Genomic DNA, 13,615 nt, shown 5'->3' on the forward strand with positions numbered 1-13,615 from the left:
CCCGATGACTGGCAAGGGAAAAAAAACATTTTACGACGATATTGTGACTGAGTGGTGCGCTAATGTTCATTGCGTTGATTTTTTAAACATTAATGCTGGCAGCTTAGCCGCCGGAAACGGTTGTCCGGCGGCTAGGTTGTGCTGCAAAGCAGATTATCGGCGCGCTTTATCCAAAATGACGAATGAAGATTGGTTCTGGATCCAGCGAATCCGCAGCGACACCATCACCGCCGCGAAGGTCAGCCCGATAATAAAGCCCCACCAGAAACCACTTGGCCCCATTCGCGGCACTACCCAGTCGGTCAGACCCAGCGTGTAGCCAATCGGCAGCCCCAGCACCCAGTAGGCAACAAAAGTAATGTAGAAGATAGAACGCGTGTCTTTATAGCCGCGCAGTACGCCAGTGCCGATCACCTGAATGGCATCTGAGATCTGATAAACCGCCGCCAGTAGCATCAGGCTGGAGGCCAGCGCCACCACCTCCGGGCTGTCGTTATACAGCGCGGCGATCTGTTCGCGGAAAATCACCGAGAGAGACGCCGTGAAGCAGGCAATCACCACCCCGGTGAAAATACTGGTACGGGCCGACACGCGCGCCCCTTCCACCGAGGACTCACCCAAGCGCGAACCCACGCGGATGGTGGTCGCCATGCCCAAAGAGAGCGGAATGACGAACATCAGCGAGCCGAGGCTCAGGGCTATCTGGTGACTTGCCACGGCGACAATGCCCAGTGGAGAAACCAGCAGTGCGACGATGGCGAACAGCGTCACTTCGAAAAACAGCGCTAAACCAATTGGCAGGCCCAGCGAGGTTAAGCGTTTAAGGGTGGCCCAATCCGGCTTGGCGAAACGGCTCTGCGCAACAATGTCCTTCATGAAGTAAGCATGCTTCACGTAGTAACGCATCATCAGGAACATCACCCAGTAAACGGTGCCTGTCGCCACGCCGCAGCCTACGCCGCCCAGCGCCGGTGCGCCAAAGTGACCATAGATGAAGATATAGTTGAGCGGAATGTTAACCATCAGCCCAACAAAACCAAAAATCATCCCCGGCTTGGTTTTCGACAACCCTTCGCACTGGACGCGCAGCACTTGGAAGAACAGGTAGCCCGGCGCGCCCCACATAATGGCGTGCAGGTAACCAATGGCTTTCTCTTTCAGCTCTTCATCCACGTTATGCATCAGGCCGATGATGTGCTCGCAATTATAGATGACGGCCATGATCAGCACCGACACGCCTGCCGCCAGCCAGAAACCTTGCTGCACCTGATGGGCGATTTTATCGCGTCGACCGGCACCGTTGAGATGGGCCACGGTCGGGCTAAGTGCCAGCACCAAGCCATGACCCAAAAGAATTGCCGGCAGCCAAATCGAGGTACCGACGGCCACTGCGGCCATGTCCGTTGCGCTGACCGAGCCAGCCATGATGGTGTCCACCACGCCCATTGCGGTTTGAGCAATTTGAGCAAAGATGACGGGAACAGCGAGCGCTAATAAGACACGCGCTTCTGTAAGGTACTTCTGCACGTATACACCTTTATATGGTTAATCCTTCGTTCCTGAAGTTATCGCGTCGAGAGCCGTACGCCGGAGAGGGGAATATTCCCTATGAATATTCATTAAGGAACAAGCCCAAGGGCGCTTCACGTGCTGTATTGCCGAAACTCCAACCACGTTGGACAGTGATTAAATTAAGAAAACGTCATGGAAAACATGACGCTAAAATAGCGGGAAATAGCCCGAAGATTGTACATCTTAAGATTTTTTAAGCAATAAAGCTGTTAATGTCGAGTTAAATAATGCGCTTTTACATCGGGTTGATATTTTAGATTCATTGATTTGGCTTTCCCTCAATTCTGCGGCAAACTGACGGATAAGAGACAAGCATTTAATGAGGCATGACCTATGTTTACCGGTATTGTTCAGGGCACAGGAACGCTAGTGTCCATCGATGAAAAACCTAACTTCCGTACCCACGTTGTCAAAATGCCAGCCCATATGCTCGACAACCTTGAGCTTGGCGCGTCGGTTGCTCACAATGGTTGTTGCCTTACCGTCACGGAAGTTAAGGGTGATCTGGTGAGCTTCGACTTGGTTAAAGAGACGCTTCGCCTGACCAACCTGGGTGATTTGCAGCCCGGTGCGGAGGTAAATCTCGAGCGCGCAGCGCGATTTGATGATGAAATCGGCGGCCACTTAATGTCTGGGCATATTATTTGTACGGCAGAAGTGGCGAAAATTCTGACCTCAGAAAATAACCGTCAAATCTGGTTCCGCATGCCTCACGAAGATTTAATGAAATATGTGCTGCATAAAGGTTTCATTGGTATTGACGGCATTAGCCTGACCGTCGGTGAAGTGACCAAAACCCGTTTCTGCGTGCATTTAATTCCTGAAACGCTGCAAAGAACCACCTTAGGCGCGAAACGTCTGGGGGATAAAATCAATATTGAAATCGACCCGCAGACCCAGGCGATCGTTGACACCGTCGAGCGCGTGTTGGCAAGCCGCGAAGCCGCGATGGCCACGGCTCAGGCGCTGGCCGAACAGCAAGAGCACTAATTTATAAAATAAAAACAGCGCAATAAAAAAGCCGGGCAGCTCATCACTGTCCGGCTTTTTTTCGTCTGTCACTTAGCGTGGAACGCGAATACCGCCTTCGACGCCTTGCGCGCTGAATACCACCTGCCACAATTGAATGTCACGGGCGCGGAAGGCGCCGGCACAGGCGTTAAGATAATAAGTAAACATTCTGTAGAAGCGATCGCCGTAACGTTCTGCCAGAGAAGGCCATGCCTGCTGGAAACGTTCATACCACGCCATCAGCGTCCTGTCGTAATCCGCCCCGATGTTGTGCCAATCTTCCATCACAAACAGTGATTCGCTGGTTTGCGCGATTTGCTGAACGGAAGGCAAGCAGCCATTAGGGAAAATATACTTATCGATCCACGGGTCAACGTTCAGGTCGGTTTTATTCGAACCAATCGTATGCAGAAGGAATAAACCGTCCGGCTTAATATTGCGTTTCGCCACGTTGAAGTAAGTCTGATAATTCTTCGGACCCACGTGTTCGAACATGCCCACCGACACAATACGATCAAACTGATCGTTCAGGTCGCGGTAGTCTTGCAGCAAAATAGTGACGTCGAGGCCCTTGCAGCGCTCTTGTGCCATTTTTTGTTGCTCAGCAGAGATTGTGACTCCAACAACGCTAACGCCGTAATTTTTCGCTGCGAATTCCGAAAGCCCACCCCAACCACATCCGATGTCGAGCAAGCGCATGCCCGGCTTCAATTGCAGCTTATCGCAAATCATTTTTAATTTTGCTTCCTGGGCCTGTTCGAGAGTTGTTGCCTCTTTCCAGTAACCGCAGGAATATTGCATATAGGGGTCTAACATCAGACTGAACAAGTCGTTGCCCAAGTCGTAATGCTCTTTGCCCACAATCCAGGCGCGTTTTCTGGATTGAAGATTGGTTAGCCGTGCGGCTGCAATGCGGAGTGTATCTTTAAAATGGCGCGGGAGTTTAGTCTCAAGACCGGCGTTAATGACCCGCTGGAAGAACATATCGAGACGTTCGCATTCCCACCAGCCGTCCATATAGCTTTCGCCCAGACCCAAAGAACCTTCCTGTAAAACACGCTTAAAGAAATCAGGGTTTTTTACTTTTATATCAAAAGGTCGAGTACCATTAATCTGGATATCGGCCATCCCGAGCATTTCATTGGCGATGCGATACCATTGATTATCTTGAATACTCAGGTCTTCTACACACGATGAACTCATAGCTTCTCCATCACTTTCTCTTCTGACTTATTAACCTGCCAAGAAAATATTAGGCAATTTATGCAGGTCATTATGAGAACAGACGGTCAATCCGCCTTGTCTGATATGCGACTATGAACAGAGGAAATAATTAGAAGAACACCCACTGCCACTAAGAGTATGGGTGAAAAATCCATTTTATAAAGTGTGATGCACTCCCCGCATCGACAACAAGTTGTGATAAAAGTTTTGGTAAAATGTTATTTTTTTAGGTTCGATTGAGTATATGCCCGCCTTTCCGCATTCTCAATAATAAATCGTGCGGGGCGAGCATATACTTTAAGTGATTGTTACAGAGGGTAATTATGACGATCCGTTAGCATGTTAAGCATCGCTTCGCGATAATTCTCCTCCGGCAGTTACCGCTACCGCAGTCGCCTGTTTCTCACCTTTTTTGGCCATAAAAAATCCCAGTCCAACCAAGACAACGGTGCCAAGCATTACCGTCACCGTGGCCAGAAGTGGCAGGGCAATAAAAGTGGAAACCAACAGGCTGGCAACAAAACACAAACCTAATTGTAGTGTATTTTGCAGTGCAGCAGCCTTGCCTGTATTAGCAGGAAATGACATTAATGCATTTGCTACAACAATTGGATAGCACGCACCATTCACCAATGCCATTAAACAGAAGGGAATGAGCAGGGTGATTAGCGTGGCGTGAGTCAGGGTTGCCACCAGATAAAGCGCCACGACGCTCAGGGTGTAACCCGCCAGTAGCCAAGGCAGAATGCGGTTGCCGTCAATTTTGGCGATCAGCAAACGGCAGCCGAAGCCCCCCACTAAAAATGCAATTGTCTGCGGAACATAGCTCAGACCAATCACTCCCGGCGTGTAACCCATATCACTCAAAATAAAGGGTGAGCCGGTCAGCCAGGCAAAGAAACCTGCCGAACACGCAGCGTAAATCATCACGTTGCCGCTAAACGCTGGCGAAGCCATCAGGCGGAAGAAGCTGATGTTGTCAGCCTTTTTCTCGCCACTGGCTTTTTTGGCTTCTTTAATGCGGAAAGAGAAGGCCAGTAGCAGCACGCCGACGGCCAACAGCAGGGCAAAAATGGCCTGCCAGTCAAAATGGTTAAGCACCCATGCACCAAGCAGCGGGGCGAGCGCCGGAGAGAGCGCGACCAGCGGCATGATAGTCGCAAAGGTGCGTTTCGCCACTTCAGACGAGTAGCGATCAACCACCAGCGCCTGCCAGCTCACTGCCGCAGCACACACGCCGATGGCTTGCAGGAAGCGCAGACCGAGCAGCAGATAAATATTTTCAACCCACAGCATCCCCAGACAGCCCAGCGCGAACAGGGTCAGTCCGGCAATCAGAACCGGGCGGCGACCCATGCGATCGGAGAGCGGCCCCCAGACCAGTTGGCCAATGGCAAAGCCGCCTAAGAAGATACTGAGGCTGGCGCTGATCAGGCCCGGCGTGGTGACTAAAGAGGTTTGCATTGCGCTGAATGCAGGCAGGTACATATCGGTGGCTAAAAAGCCCAGCATACTCAGCCCGGCGAGGTAGAGCATAAATCCAAAGGAGGGTTTCATTTTTCTCTTCTTAAATGCGATGTATCAATGACATTACGCGGTGGCAAAAATTGCAGGAAAACGCCTAGAAGTTTAAGTGTTTGGTAAAGCCCTTGTGAAACGCTAATATTTGCAGTGATGTATCAAAAAAATTGAAAGCAAGCCGAGGGCGAATGAAATGTGGTCAGAATACTCGTTAGAAGTGGTGGACGCCGTGGCGCGCACCGGCAGTTTTAGCGCGGCGGCGGCAGAACTGCACCGCGTGCCCTCGGCGGTGAGTTATACCGTCCGCCAACTCGAGCAGTGGCTGGCCGTGCCGCTGTTTGAACGCCGCCACCGCGATGTGGAATTAACCCCGGCCGGGCAGGTTTTTGTTGAGGATGCGCGGTTGCTTATCAAAAAAATGATGGCGACCCGCCGTCAGTGCCAGCAGGTGGCAAACGGCTGGCGCGGCCAGCTCAGCGTGGCGGTTGACCGTATCGTTAAGCCAGAAAGGGCGCGGCGGCTGGTGACGGATTTCTATCGCACCTTCCCGGACACCGAGCTGATTATTCATTCCGAAGTGTTCAACGGCGTGTGGGACGCGCTGGTTGATGGCCGCGCTGACGTCGCCATCGGCGCCACCCGCGCGGTGCCCACCGGCGGGCGTTTTAGCTTTCGCGACATGGGCTTTATGGATTGGCACTGCGTGGTCAGCCCGAGCCATCCGCTGGCGGCGTTGCCCGCGCCGCTGATTGACGACCAGCTGCGAGAGTACCCCGCGCTATGTCTGGAAGACACCTCGCGTAGCTTACCCAAGCGCGATACCTGGACCTTGGATAATCAGCGTCGGCTGGTGGTGCCGGACTGGACCTGCGCCATTGAGTGCCTGTGCGCGGGGCTGTGTGTCGGCATGATGCCCGTCCATATGGTGGATAAATGGCTTGAGCAGGATAAGCTTCGCGTTTTGCAACTGGCTACGGATTTCCCGGAAAGCGCCTGCTGCCTGACGTGGGACCAAAGCAATCAATCGCCCGCGCTGGCGTGGCTGCTGGACTATCTCGGCGACAGTGAAACCATGAATCAGGAGTGGTTGCGCAATTAAAAACGCCTGCATGGCAGCAGGCGTTGGTCGGTTAACTATTTTATTCGCGGCGCGCTATTAACGACGATAGTCGCGATACGGGCCGTCGGCCACTGAGCGGCGCTCAACCAGTTTCGGGTGAACCTCGATGGTTTGCGACTCTTCGCGCTTGCTGACAATACGGTCGAGCAGCATGGTGAAGGCCATCTCGCCCAGACGCTCTTTCGGCTGGTGGATGGTGGTCAGGGCTGGGGAGAAGTAGCGCGCGTTACGCACGTTATCATAGCCGATCACCGATATGTCTTGCGGCACGCGCAGGCCCATTTCGTCAGCGGCGCAGATTGCCCCCATCGCCATCACGTCGCCGCCGCAGAACACGGCGGTCGGGCGCTGCTTCTGCATCAAAATCTTGTGCATCGCCTGATAGCCGGATTCCGGCTCGAAATCCCCTTGCACTACCCACTCTTCGCGCAGCGGAATATTGGCTTCGGTTAAGGCTTTGACGAAGCCCTGGAAGCGACCGCCGCCGGTGTTGCGTGCCAGTTGGCCGGGGATCACGCCGATATCGCGATGACCGCGTTCAATCAGATAGCGCCCGGCCATGTAGCCGCCTTCAAAGGCGTTATCAATAATGCTGTCGGTGAAATTCTTGCGCGCTTCGCCCCAGTCCATCACCACCATAGGGATGGAGCGATACTCTTCGAGCATGTCCAACAGGGCGTCCGGGTATTCGGCGCACATCACCAATAAGCCGTCGACGCGCTTTTGCGCCAGCATCGCCAGATAGGCCTGTTGCTTATCGAGGTTATTGTGCGAGTTACATAAAATCAGCGTATAGCCTTTGGCGAAGCAGCTATTTTCAACGGCTTCGATGACTTCGGCGAAGTAGGGCGCTTCGCTGGAGGTTGCCAACAAGCCGATAGACTTGGTGTTATTAACCTTGAGGCTGCGAGCCACGGCGCTAGGCGAGTAGTGCAGCTCTTTAATGGCAGTCTGCACGGCAGCTTTAGTTTCTTCGGCGACGAAACGTGTTTTATTGATGACGTGCGACACGGTAGTGGTGGAAACGCCAGCCCGCTTTGCGACATCTTTTATCGTTGCCATGAAAAGAATGACTCCTGTACCGACGTGCTCTGGCACGTTAGCATTATGTTAATCGTTTGCTTGCGTGGATTTGACTGCTGAACAATAAAAGCGCAGTGAAATCGTTGGTGGGTTTTTCAGAAAAGGACAGCTGTCTGAAAGAACATCGGGATGAATCGACCGGCACGCAGCGTGGTAACCGCGAATTTTCTCTTATATCGCGGAAAAGGGGAAGTAAAAAGTCTTGTTAAGGCAGGGAATGATCACGAGATTTTAGCGGGAAACTGTGAGAAACTGCTTTGGCACACAAACTGTATGGCTTACGGCGTGGCCGCATTTGATCCACAAGGAGTTTTCATGGACAGCAATCTGAAATTCGCATTGATCACGACAGTCGGCGCATTGGCAATGATTTTGGCCTTTAGCTTCACGGCGGTAATGCACTAATCCTCTCATTGCGAGTAGGGCTTAGGCGCGTTAAACCGTGTTCGGTTCTAGTTAGAAAAGTTAAACAAATAGAGAAAAGGGCGACCCCATCACTGGGATCGCCCTTTTTGTTTTCGTCTTGCTGTGTTCGGATTTGACTCAACAATTTCATAAGCGTTTCGTTAAATGCTATTCAGTGACTGATTAGCGGTGGGGCCGACTTAACGAATCGTTTTAGGCGTCATGACGCGACGCGCGCCAACATAGTGATCTTGCCAGTAATCGTCACCCAAGGAGGTGATTTTAATATCTTCACCGGTTCGCGGTGACTGGATAAACTTGCCGTTGCCGAGATACACGCCCACGTGGTCTGCTGCGCCGCGCTTGCTGATCCTGAAGAAGACTAAATCGCCACTCTCCAGTTCACCGCGTTTAACCGGCGCCGCGTCGCGAAGGTGGTACATTTCGTTAGCGGTGCGCGGCATTTTAATGCGAATCAAATCTTTATAGGCGTAATATACTAAACCACTGCAATCAAATCCGGTATTCGGTGAAGTCCCACCCCAGCGATAAGGTTTGCCAACCTGATGCATCAACTTGGTCATCGCTGTTTGCTGCGCGTGTTGGTAACGTTTTTTGTGCGCGGCGCTTAATGTTATGGGTTTACTGTTTTTTGCCAGAACGTCTTTGTCACCTCGGTGACGCCCGTAAGCTTTTTTGCCGTTCTTTTTGGTTTCGTTCTTGGCCAGCGTTCGACTTTCTTTTTTGGTTTCGGTTTTGCGTAACGCGACTTTGGTGGTTTTCTTTTCAGCCCGCTGATGGTGAGCAAGCTTGGCCGGTGCGGCCTTTTTCGTTTCTTTCGATTCTTTCGTTTTACTGGTTTTGGTTTTTTCTTCTTTTACCGGCTCTGCCTTGGACTTTTTACTGGTCTTGGCCACGGCTTTTCGCTTTCGGCGCTCATCGGGTTTAGCCTGACTCACGTGGCTTTTCTTATGATCGGCGGAAACGTTAGCGTTTGGCGCTGCGTGCGCCAAATTAAGAAATAGCTGGGTAAATAGCAGTACGGAAAGCGTAATCAATAAACGCATGGCGTCGTTACCAATATTGGCCCAAAGTTAAACATCATAGATGTCAGAGTATTGCCCAAATGAACCGGACAAAACAGCACGAAATGCCTCGATTCTAGATCATATTGTGAGAAAAAGTTAATAGCTTTTTAAATGCTGAGAAAATAGTCATTAAACGGTTTTAAAAGCACCATATTTCAGTGAGTTGAAATAATGCTCTATGCCGTGCAGATGGCTCATTCGGCAGTTAAATTTGTTCGGCAAAAATGTTATTCTGAATGACTGTTTATTTTTGCGACCTGTAAGTCATTTTAATAAAAATGGCACAGGCAGTTGAATAATGCATGGCGCAGTGGAGAAAAACCCTGCAAAAAATGGCGTTTTTATCCCATGCCAGCCATCGTTACAATAGAAGACAAGCGACAAAGGCTGCGGGTTCCCATAAGCAGCCTGCGCATAATGAGTAATGACCGTGACAGCCAGCTTTGGCTTGAGGAAGCAAGAAATGACCACACCAACTATTGAAAAGATCCAGAAGCAGGTTTCCGAAAACCCAATCCTTCTGTACATGAAAGGTTCACCTAAGCTGCCAAGCTGCGGTTTCTCTGCTCAGGCGGTTCAGGCTCTTTCTGCCTGTGGTGAGCGTTTCGCTTACGTTGATATCCTGCAAAACCCAGATATCCGTGCTGAAATGCCAAAATATGCTAACTGGCCAACCTTCCCGCAGCTGTGGGTAGACGGCGAACTGGTTGGCGGTTGCGACATCGTGATTGAAATGTACCAGCGCGGTGAGCTGCAGCAGCTGATCAAAGAAACTGCTGAGAAATACAAATCTTCTGAAGAGCAGCAACCTGAGTAATTTCAGGCTCCCGCTGTAGTAGCAGAGCAAATAAAAAGAGCGGCCATCTGAGCCGCTCTTTTTTTAACTGTCGAATTCCGCCAAGCCCACTTATTCAGCCTGGCTGTCTGCCTCGCTCGGCGCTGCAGTCTCATCGCCCACCGGCAGTGGCCAGCCACCAAGACGCTTCCAGCGGTTTACCAGTTCACAGAACAGCTTGGCCGTCTGCTCGGTGTCATACAGCGCCGAGTGCGCCTGACTGCTGTCGAACACCATGCCGGCGCTGATACAGGCTTTCGCCAACACTGTCTGCCCGAGCACCAATCCGCTGAGTGCGGCGGTATCGAAAGTGGCAAAAGGGTGGAAAGGGTTACGTTTCAGCCCGGCGCGCTCTGCGGCGGCCATCAGGAAGCTGTGATCGAAGTTGGCATTGTGCGCCACGATGATCGCCCGGTTGCAGTTCTGCTCTTTCATTCCCTTGCGAATGGCTTTGAAAATCGCGTGTAGCGCATCATATTCGCTCACCGCGCCGCGCAGGGGATTGGTCGGGTCTATGCCGTTAAAGGCCAGCGCCTCCGGTACCAGAATGGAACCCTCGAAAGGCTCGACGTGGAAGTGCAACGTTTCGTCGCTCTCCAGCCAACCCTCGTCATCCATCTTTAACGTAATGGCGGCAATTTCTAGCAGCGCATCGGTCTGGGCGTTAAATCCTGCGGTTTCAACATCGATAACTACGGGATAAAAACCACGAAATCGGCCTCTCAGGGCGTTAATGTCACTATTCTCGGCCATTAGTTTCTTATCTTCATCGAATTCAGTCGGCATTATGACAAATTTTTCTGTCAGTTGCAGGAGGGGAGGAAAAAAGGGCAACAAAAAAGGGCGCTTATGCGCCCTTAATAGCGGAAGGCGGGATTAGTGACCCAGACCTTGACCCGCGTGTTTAGATTCGATCAGCTCGATTTTGTAGCCGTCCGGGTCTTCGACGAAAGCGATGATGGTAGAACCGCCTTTCACCGGGCCGGCTTCGCGCGTCACGTTACCACCGGCTTTACGAATGTCTTCGCAAGTCTGGGCAACGTTATCTACGCCAAGAGCGATATGACCATAGGCCGTGCCGAGATCATAGCTTTCGACGCCCCAGTTGTAAGTCAGTTCGATCACTGCACCTTCGCTTTCATCGGTATAACCAACAAAGGCCAGAGAGTATTTGTATTCAGTATTTTCGCTGGTACGCAGCAGGCGCATCCCCAAAACATCGGTATAGAAACTGATTGAGCGTTGCAGGTCGCCAACGCGAAGCATGGTATGAAGTAAGCGCATAAATTCCTCTGAATGCAGGGGTAAGTAATAGATAACAGACTAACTGATATTCGCTATTCAGGCAAAAAAAGCGGCAGCCGGAGGGGCGGCTGCCGCAAGGGTCGATTTTTTGCACTAATGGCTTTTAAACCAACCCGTTAGTTACTCTTCGTTTTATACGGACTCGCCGTTTTTATAAAGTCGGGTAGTCGGTGTAACCCTGAGCGCCGCCGCCGTAGAAAGTCTCTGGCTGTGGTTCGTTCAGTGGTGCATGGCTTCTCAGACGTTCAACCAAGTCTGGGTTTGCAATGTAGCTGCGGCCAAACGCCACGGCGTCAATGAAACCTTTTTCAATCAGGTCTTCGCCTTTCTCTGCGGTGTAAGCACCCGCGCCGACAATCACGCCTTTATAGTGGGCGCGGATCGCTGCACGGAACTCGTCAGAGTAAGGCTTGCCGCCTGCCCAGTCTGGTTCAGAAATGTGCAGGTATGCCAGATTGCGTTTGTTTAGCTCATCGAGCAGGTACAGCGCGGCTTGTTCTTGATCTTCGCCATTGTCCAGACCGTTGAACGGGCCGAGTGGAGAAATACGAATACCCACGCGCTCTGCGCCAATCTCTTCGATAGCGGCATCAACCACTTCCAGCGTCAGGCGGGTGCGGTTTTCGATGCTGCCGCCGTACTGGTCGGTACGGTTGTTAGAAGCCGGAGACATGAACTGGTGCAACAGGTAGCCGTGCGCGGCGTGCAGTTCGATGTAGTCGAAATCTGCCTCACGAGAGCAGGCCGCCGCGTGGCGGAAGTTATTGATGATGCCTGGGATCTCGCTCAGTTCCAGCGCTCGTGGCGTCGGGGTGTCAACGCGAACGGCGTTGCCCTGTGCATCACGCAGGCTGGTACGGGTGTTGGCATTGATAGCCGAGGCCGACACCGGGGTTTGGTTCTCTGGCTGCACATCGTTGTGCGAAATACGGCCGGTGTGCCACAATTGAACGGCGATATGGCCGCCTTTAGCATGCACGCCAGCCACGATTTTTTTCCATGCAGCAGTCTGCTCTGGGGTATGCAGGCCCGGTGCGCCAGCATAGCCTTTCGCCTGGAATGAAACCTGAGTCGCTTCAGTGATGATCAAACCTGAAGTGTGGCGTTGGCCATAATATTCACCCATCAGTGGGGTAGGGATATCACCCGGCTCAATGCTACGCAGACGAGTCAGTGGAGCCATGAATACGCGATTCGGTAAGGTTTTATTTCCGACAACAATCGGGGTAAAAAGCTTGGTCATTTTCTAAAACTCCTCAGTAATAGACTGGTCGGTCTGATTCATATCTTAAAAAAGAGGTCAAAAGTTCGACCTGATTAAGTTTTCTGCGCGGCAACTCACCGCGCCGTTGACGCATTACCCTGACTGTCTTAAGACAATCAGGACTTATTCGGAACCTGCAAAAACGTTTCTATCGTTTCTACCGCAGTAGCCAGCGGGGTGACAGAGCGTTTTATCTTAGCCAGCAATGACGCACCCAGCCACATAGAGTAGAGCGCTGACGCCGTGGCTGCCGGGGAGAACGGCACCTGAAGCGACCCTTCGGCAATGCCTTTTTCCACCGCATCTTTTAAGCGACCTACCACCCGAATGGTGCCTTGTTCAAGGGCATGGCGCATAGGCTCTGACAGGTCACTGACCTCTGCCGAAAGCTTCACCGCCAGACAGGCATTGTGATTCTCGCTGGCGCAGAAGTTGGTAATAGTCTGCGCGTAATAGTTCAGCAGATGTTGACGCTGATTCCCCTGCGGCGCGCTGAACATAGCCAGCAGATGCGCATCATAACTGTCGTAATAACGCTGAATCATTGCCTCACCAAAGGCCTCTTTCGAGCGAAAATGGTGATAGAACGAGCCTTTAGGCACTTCGGCCTTTTTCAGCAGTTCAGTCAGCCCCATGCCGTTAAAGCCCAGTCGTAAACTGAGTTCCTGGCCGGTTGCCAACAAATGTTCGCGTGTATCGCAATGTTGATGTGTCATCTTGTTCATGCTTCTGAGAGTATTAGACCGATCAGTCTAGGTCAATCTTAAATGTGGAGTAGAGCACATTTTGACACGTTAGCGCGACGCCGGGCAATCCGGCGACGGGTAAATGGGGGTTGCGGGAAAGCGTTAAAGCGTCTTCAATAAGAGTTCAATGCTCGATAGGGAGTCGCTGTGGCTCAACAGTTAGAGTTTTTTGACATTCCCAGCCCGTGCCGTGGTATTTGCCAGGCAGATAATCGCGGCTTCTGCCGTGGTTGCCTGCGTAGTCGCGAAGAGCGTTTTGGCTGGATGACCATGACGGACACTGAAAAGCGCCACGTGCTGCGCCTGTGCCATCAGCGCCTGTTGCGTTTGCAGCGCGCCGCCAAGAAACCCGATGACGACGCCCAGCCCGAACAGCCCACTCTTTTTTAATTTTTAGCACCAGCTCACCTTTCAACTTGCTCGCATGGCGGAGATCAATAC

14 protein-coding genes are annotated in these 13,615 nt (G+C 51.9%); 5 read left to right on the plus strand and 9 right to left on the minus strand.

What is annotated here, in order from left to right:
- Window positions 1–153: 153 nt before the first annotated feature.
- Window positions 154–1,527 carry an MATE family efflux transporter gene (locus ACT3RR_RS07110; protein WP_353502419.1) on the minus strand — a complete coding sequence of 458 codons (1,374 nt, stop codon included), beginning with the start codon at window positions 1,525–1,527 and terminating at the stop codon, window positions 154–156.
- A gap of 378 nt (window positions 1,528–1,905) precedes the next feature.
- Here ACT3RR_RS07110 and ACT3RR_RS07115 point away from each other — a divergent pair, with 378 nt between their 5' ends.
- Window positions 1,906–2,562 (plus strand): riboflavin synthase subunit alpha, encoded by a 657-nt coding sequence (locus tag ACT3RR_RS07115; RefSeq protein WP_353502418.1) that lies wholly within the window; start codon window positions 1,906–1,908, stop codon window positions 2,560–2,562.
- A gap of 72 nt (window positions 2,563–2,634) precedes the next feature.
- Here ACT3RR_RS07115 and cfa read toward each other — a convergent pair whose 3' ends face one another.
- A complete protein-coding gene (cfa, locus tag ACT3RR_RS07120; RefSeq protein ID WP_485901054.1) occupies window positions 2,635–3,786 on the minus strand; it encodes a cyclopropane fatty acyl phospholipid synthase in 1,152 nt (383 codons plus the stop codon).
- 363 nt (window positions 3,787–4,149) lie between these two features.
- Entirely contained in the window at window positions 4,150–5,364 is a 1,215-nt protein-coding gene (gene punC / locus ACT3RR_RS07125) for a purine nucleoside transporter PunC (RefSeq protein WP_496200009.1), read from the minus strand.
- Between the two features lie 157 nt (window positions 5,365–5,521).
- On the opposite strand from punC, the gene punR reads away from it, so the two are divergent.
- Window positions 5,522–6,427 (plus strand): DNA-binding transcriptional activator PunR, encoded by a 906-nt coding sequence (gene punR, locus ACT3RR_RS07130; protein ID WP_485901050.1) that lies wholly within the window; start codon window positions 5,522–5,524, stop codon window positions 6,425–6,427.
- A 57-nt stretch (window positions 6,428–6,484) separates the two neighbouring features.
- Here punR and purR read toward each other — a convergent pair whose 3' ends face one another.
- A complete protein-coding gene (gene purR, locus ACT3RR_RS07135) occupies window positions 6,485–7,510 on the minus strand; it encodes an HTH-type transcriptional repressor PurR (protein ID WP_034791139.1) in 1,026 nt (341 codons plus the stop codon).
- A 150-nt stretch (window positions 7,511–7,660) separates the two neighbouring features.
- Here purR and cydH point away from each other — a divergent pair, with 150 nt between their 5' ends.
- Complete coding sequence (gene cydH, locus ACT3RR_RS07140; protein ID WP_353502414.1) at window positions 7,661–7,936, plus strand: cytochrome bd-I oxidase subunit CydH; 276 nt, start codon at window positions 7,661–7,663, stop codon at window positions 7,934–7,936.
- A gap of 200 nt (window positions 7,937–8,136) precedes the next feature.
- On the opposite strand, the gene ACT3RR_RS07145 is transcribed toward cydH, so the two are convergent.
- Window positions 8,137–9,003: a C40 family peptidase gene (locus tag ACT3RR_RS07145; protein WP_485901047.1), complete on the minus strand. Its 867-nt coding sequence runs from the start codon at window positions 9,001–9,003 to the stop codon at window positions 8,137–8,139.
- 484 nt (window positions 9,004–9,487) lie between these two features.
- On the opposite strand from ACT3RR_RS07145, the gene ACT3RR_RS07150 reads away from it, so the two are divergent.
- The gene (locus ACT3RR_RS07150; protein ID WP_353502412.1) at window positions 9,488–9,841 is read left to right on the plus strand and encodes a Grx4 family monothiol glutaredoxin; all 354 of its coding nucleotides are present in this window, start codon (window positions 9,488–9,490) and stop codon (window positions 9,839–9,841) included.
- A gap of 90 nt (window positions 9,842–9,931) precedes the next feature.
- Here the strand turns inward: ACT3RR_RS07150 and rnt are convergent, their stop codons facing one another.
- The 4 genes from rnt to ACT3RR_RS07170 form a co-directional block, all read right to left on the minus strand.
- Window positions 9,932–10,645: a ribonuclease T gene (gene rnt / locus ACT3RR_RS07155; protein WP_496200010.1), complete on the minus strand. Its 714-nt coding sequence runs from the start codon at window positions 10,643–10,645 to the stop codon at window positions 9,932–9,934.
- Between the two features lie 90 nt (window positions 10,646–10,735).
- Entirely contained in the window at window positions 10,736–11,143 is a 408-nt protein-coding gene (gene gloA, locus ACT3RR_RS07160) for a lactoylglutathione lyase (RefSeq protein ID WP_353502410.1), read from the minus strand.
- 172 nt (window positions 11,144–11,315) lie between these two features.
- On the minus strand, window positions 11,316–12,407 hold the full coding sequence (locus tag ACT3RR_RS07165; RefSeq protein ID WP_496200011.1) for an alkene reductase: 1,092 nt from the start codon (window positions 12,405–12,407) through the stop codon (window positions 11,316–11,318).
- 137 nt (window positions 12,408–12,544) lie between these two features.
- The gene (locus ACT3RR_RS07170; protein WP_496200012.1) at window positions 12,545–13,153 is read right to left on the minus strand and encodes a TetR/AcrR family transcriptional regulator; all 609 of its coding nucleotides are present in this window, start codon (window positions 13,151–13,153) and stop codon (window positions 12,545–12,547) included.
- A gap of 168 nt (window positions 13,154–13,321) precedes the next feature.
- Here ACT3RR_RS07170 and ACT3RR_RS07175 point away from each other — a divergent pair, with 168 nt between their 5' ends.
- On the plus strand, window positions 13,322–13,564 hold the full coding sequence (locus ACT3RR_RS07175; protein ID WP_034791122.1) for a DUF1289 domain-containing protein: 243 nt from the start codon (window positions 13,322–13,324) through the stop codon (window positions 13,562–13,564).
- Window positions 13,565–13,615 lie beyond the last annotated feature (51 nt).

Origin of the sequence: Ewingella sp. AOP8-B2-18, assembly GCF_052376015.1 — a bacterium.
GTDB classification, from domain to species: Bacteria; Pseudomonadota; Gammaproteobacteria; order Enterobacterales; family Enterobacteriaceae; genus Ewingella; species Ewingella allii.

Bases quoted from the DNA above. Each gene is read 5' to 3' on its own strand.
- punC (WP_496200009.1), bottom strand. From the start codon at position 5,364: ATGAAACCCTCCTTTGGATTTATGCTCTACCTCGCCGGGCTGAGTATG.
- punR (WP_485901050.1), top strand. From the start codon at position 5,522: ATGTGGTCAGAATACTCGTTAGAAGTGGTGGACGCCGTGGCGCGCACC.
- ACT3RR_RS07165 (WP_496200011.1), bottom strand. From the start codon at position 12,407: ATGACCAAGCTTTTTACCCCGATTGTTGTCGGAAATAAAACCTTACCG.
- ACT3RR_RS07150 (WP_353502412.1), top strand. From the start codon at position 9,488: ATGACCACACCAACTATTGAAAAGATCCAGAAGCAGGTTTCCGAAAAC.
- ACT3RR_RS07145 (WP_485901047.1), bottom strand. From the start codon at position 9,003: ATGCGTTTATTGATTACGCTTTCCGTACTGCTATTTACCCAGCTATTT.
- purR (WP_034791139.1), bottom strand. From the start codon at position 7,510: ATGGCAACGATAAAAGATGTCGCAAAGCGGGCTGGCGTTTCCACCACT.
- rnt (WP_496200010.1), bottom strand. From the start codon at position 10,645: ATGCCGACTGAATTCGATGAAGATAAGAAACTAATGGCCGAGAATAGT.
- cydH (WP_353502414.1), top strand. From the start codon at position 7,661: ATGAATCGACCGGCACGCAGCGTGGTAACCGCGAATTTTCTCTTATAT.
- ACT3RR_RS07115 (WP_353502418.1), top strand. From the start codon at position 1,906: ATGTTTACCGGTATTGTTCAGGGCACAGGAACGCTAGTGTCCATCGAT.
- ACT3RR_RS07170 (WP_496200012.1), bottom strand. From the start codon at position 13,153: ATGAACAAGATGACACATCAACATTGCGATACACGCGAACATTTGTTG.
- gloA (WP_353502410.1), bottom strand. From the start codon at position 11,143: ATGCGCTTACTTCATACCATGCTTCGCGTTGGCGACCTGCAACGCTCA.
- cfa (WP_485901054.1), bottom strand. From the start codon at position 3,786: ATGAGTTCATCGTGTGTAGAAGACCTGAGTATTCAAGATAATCAATGG.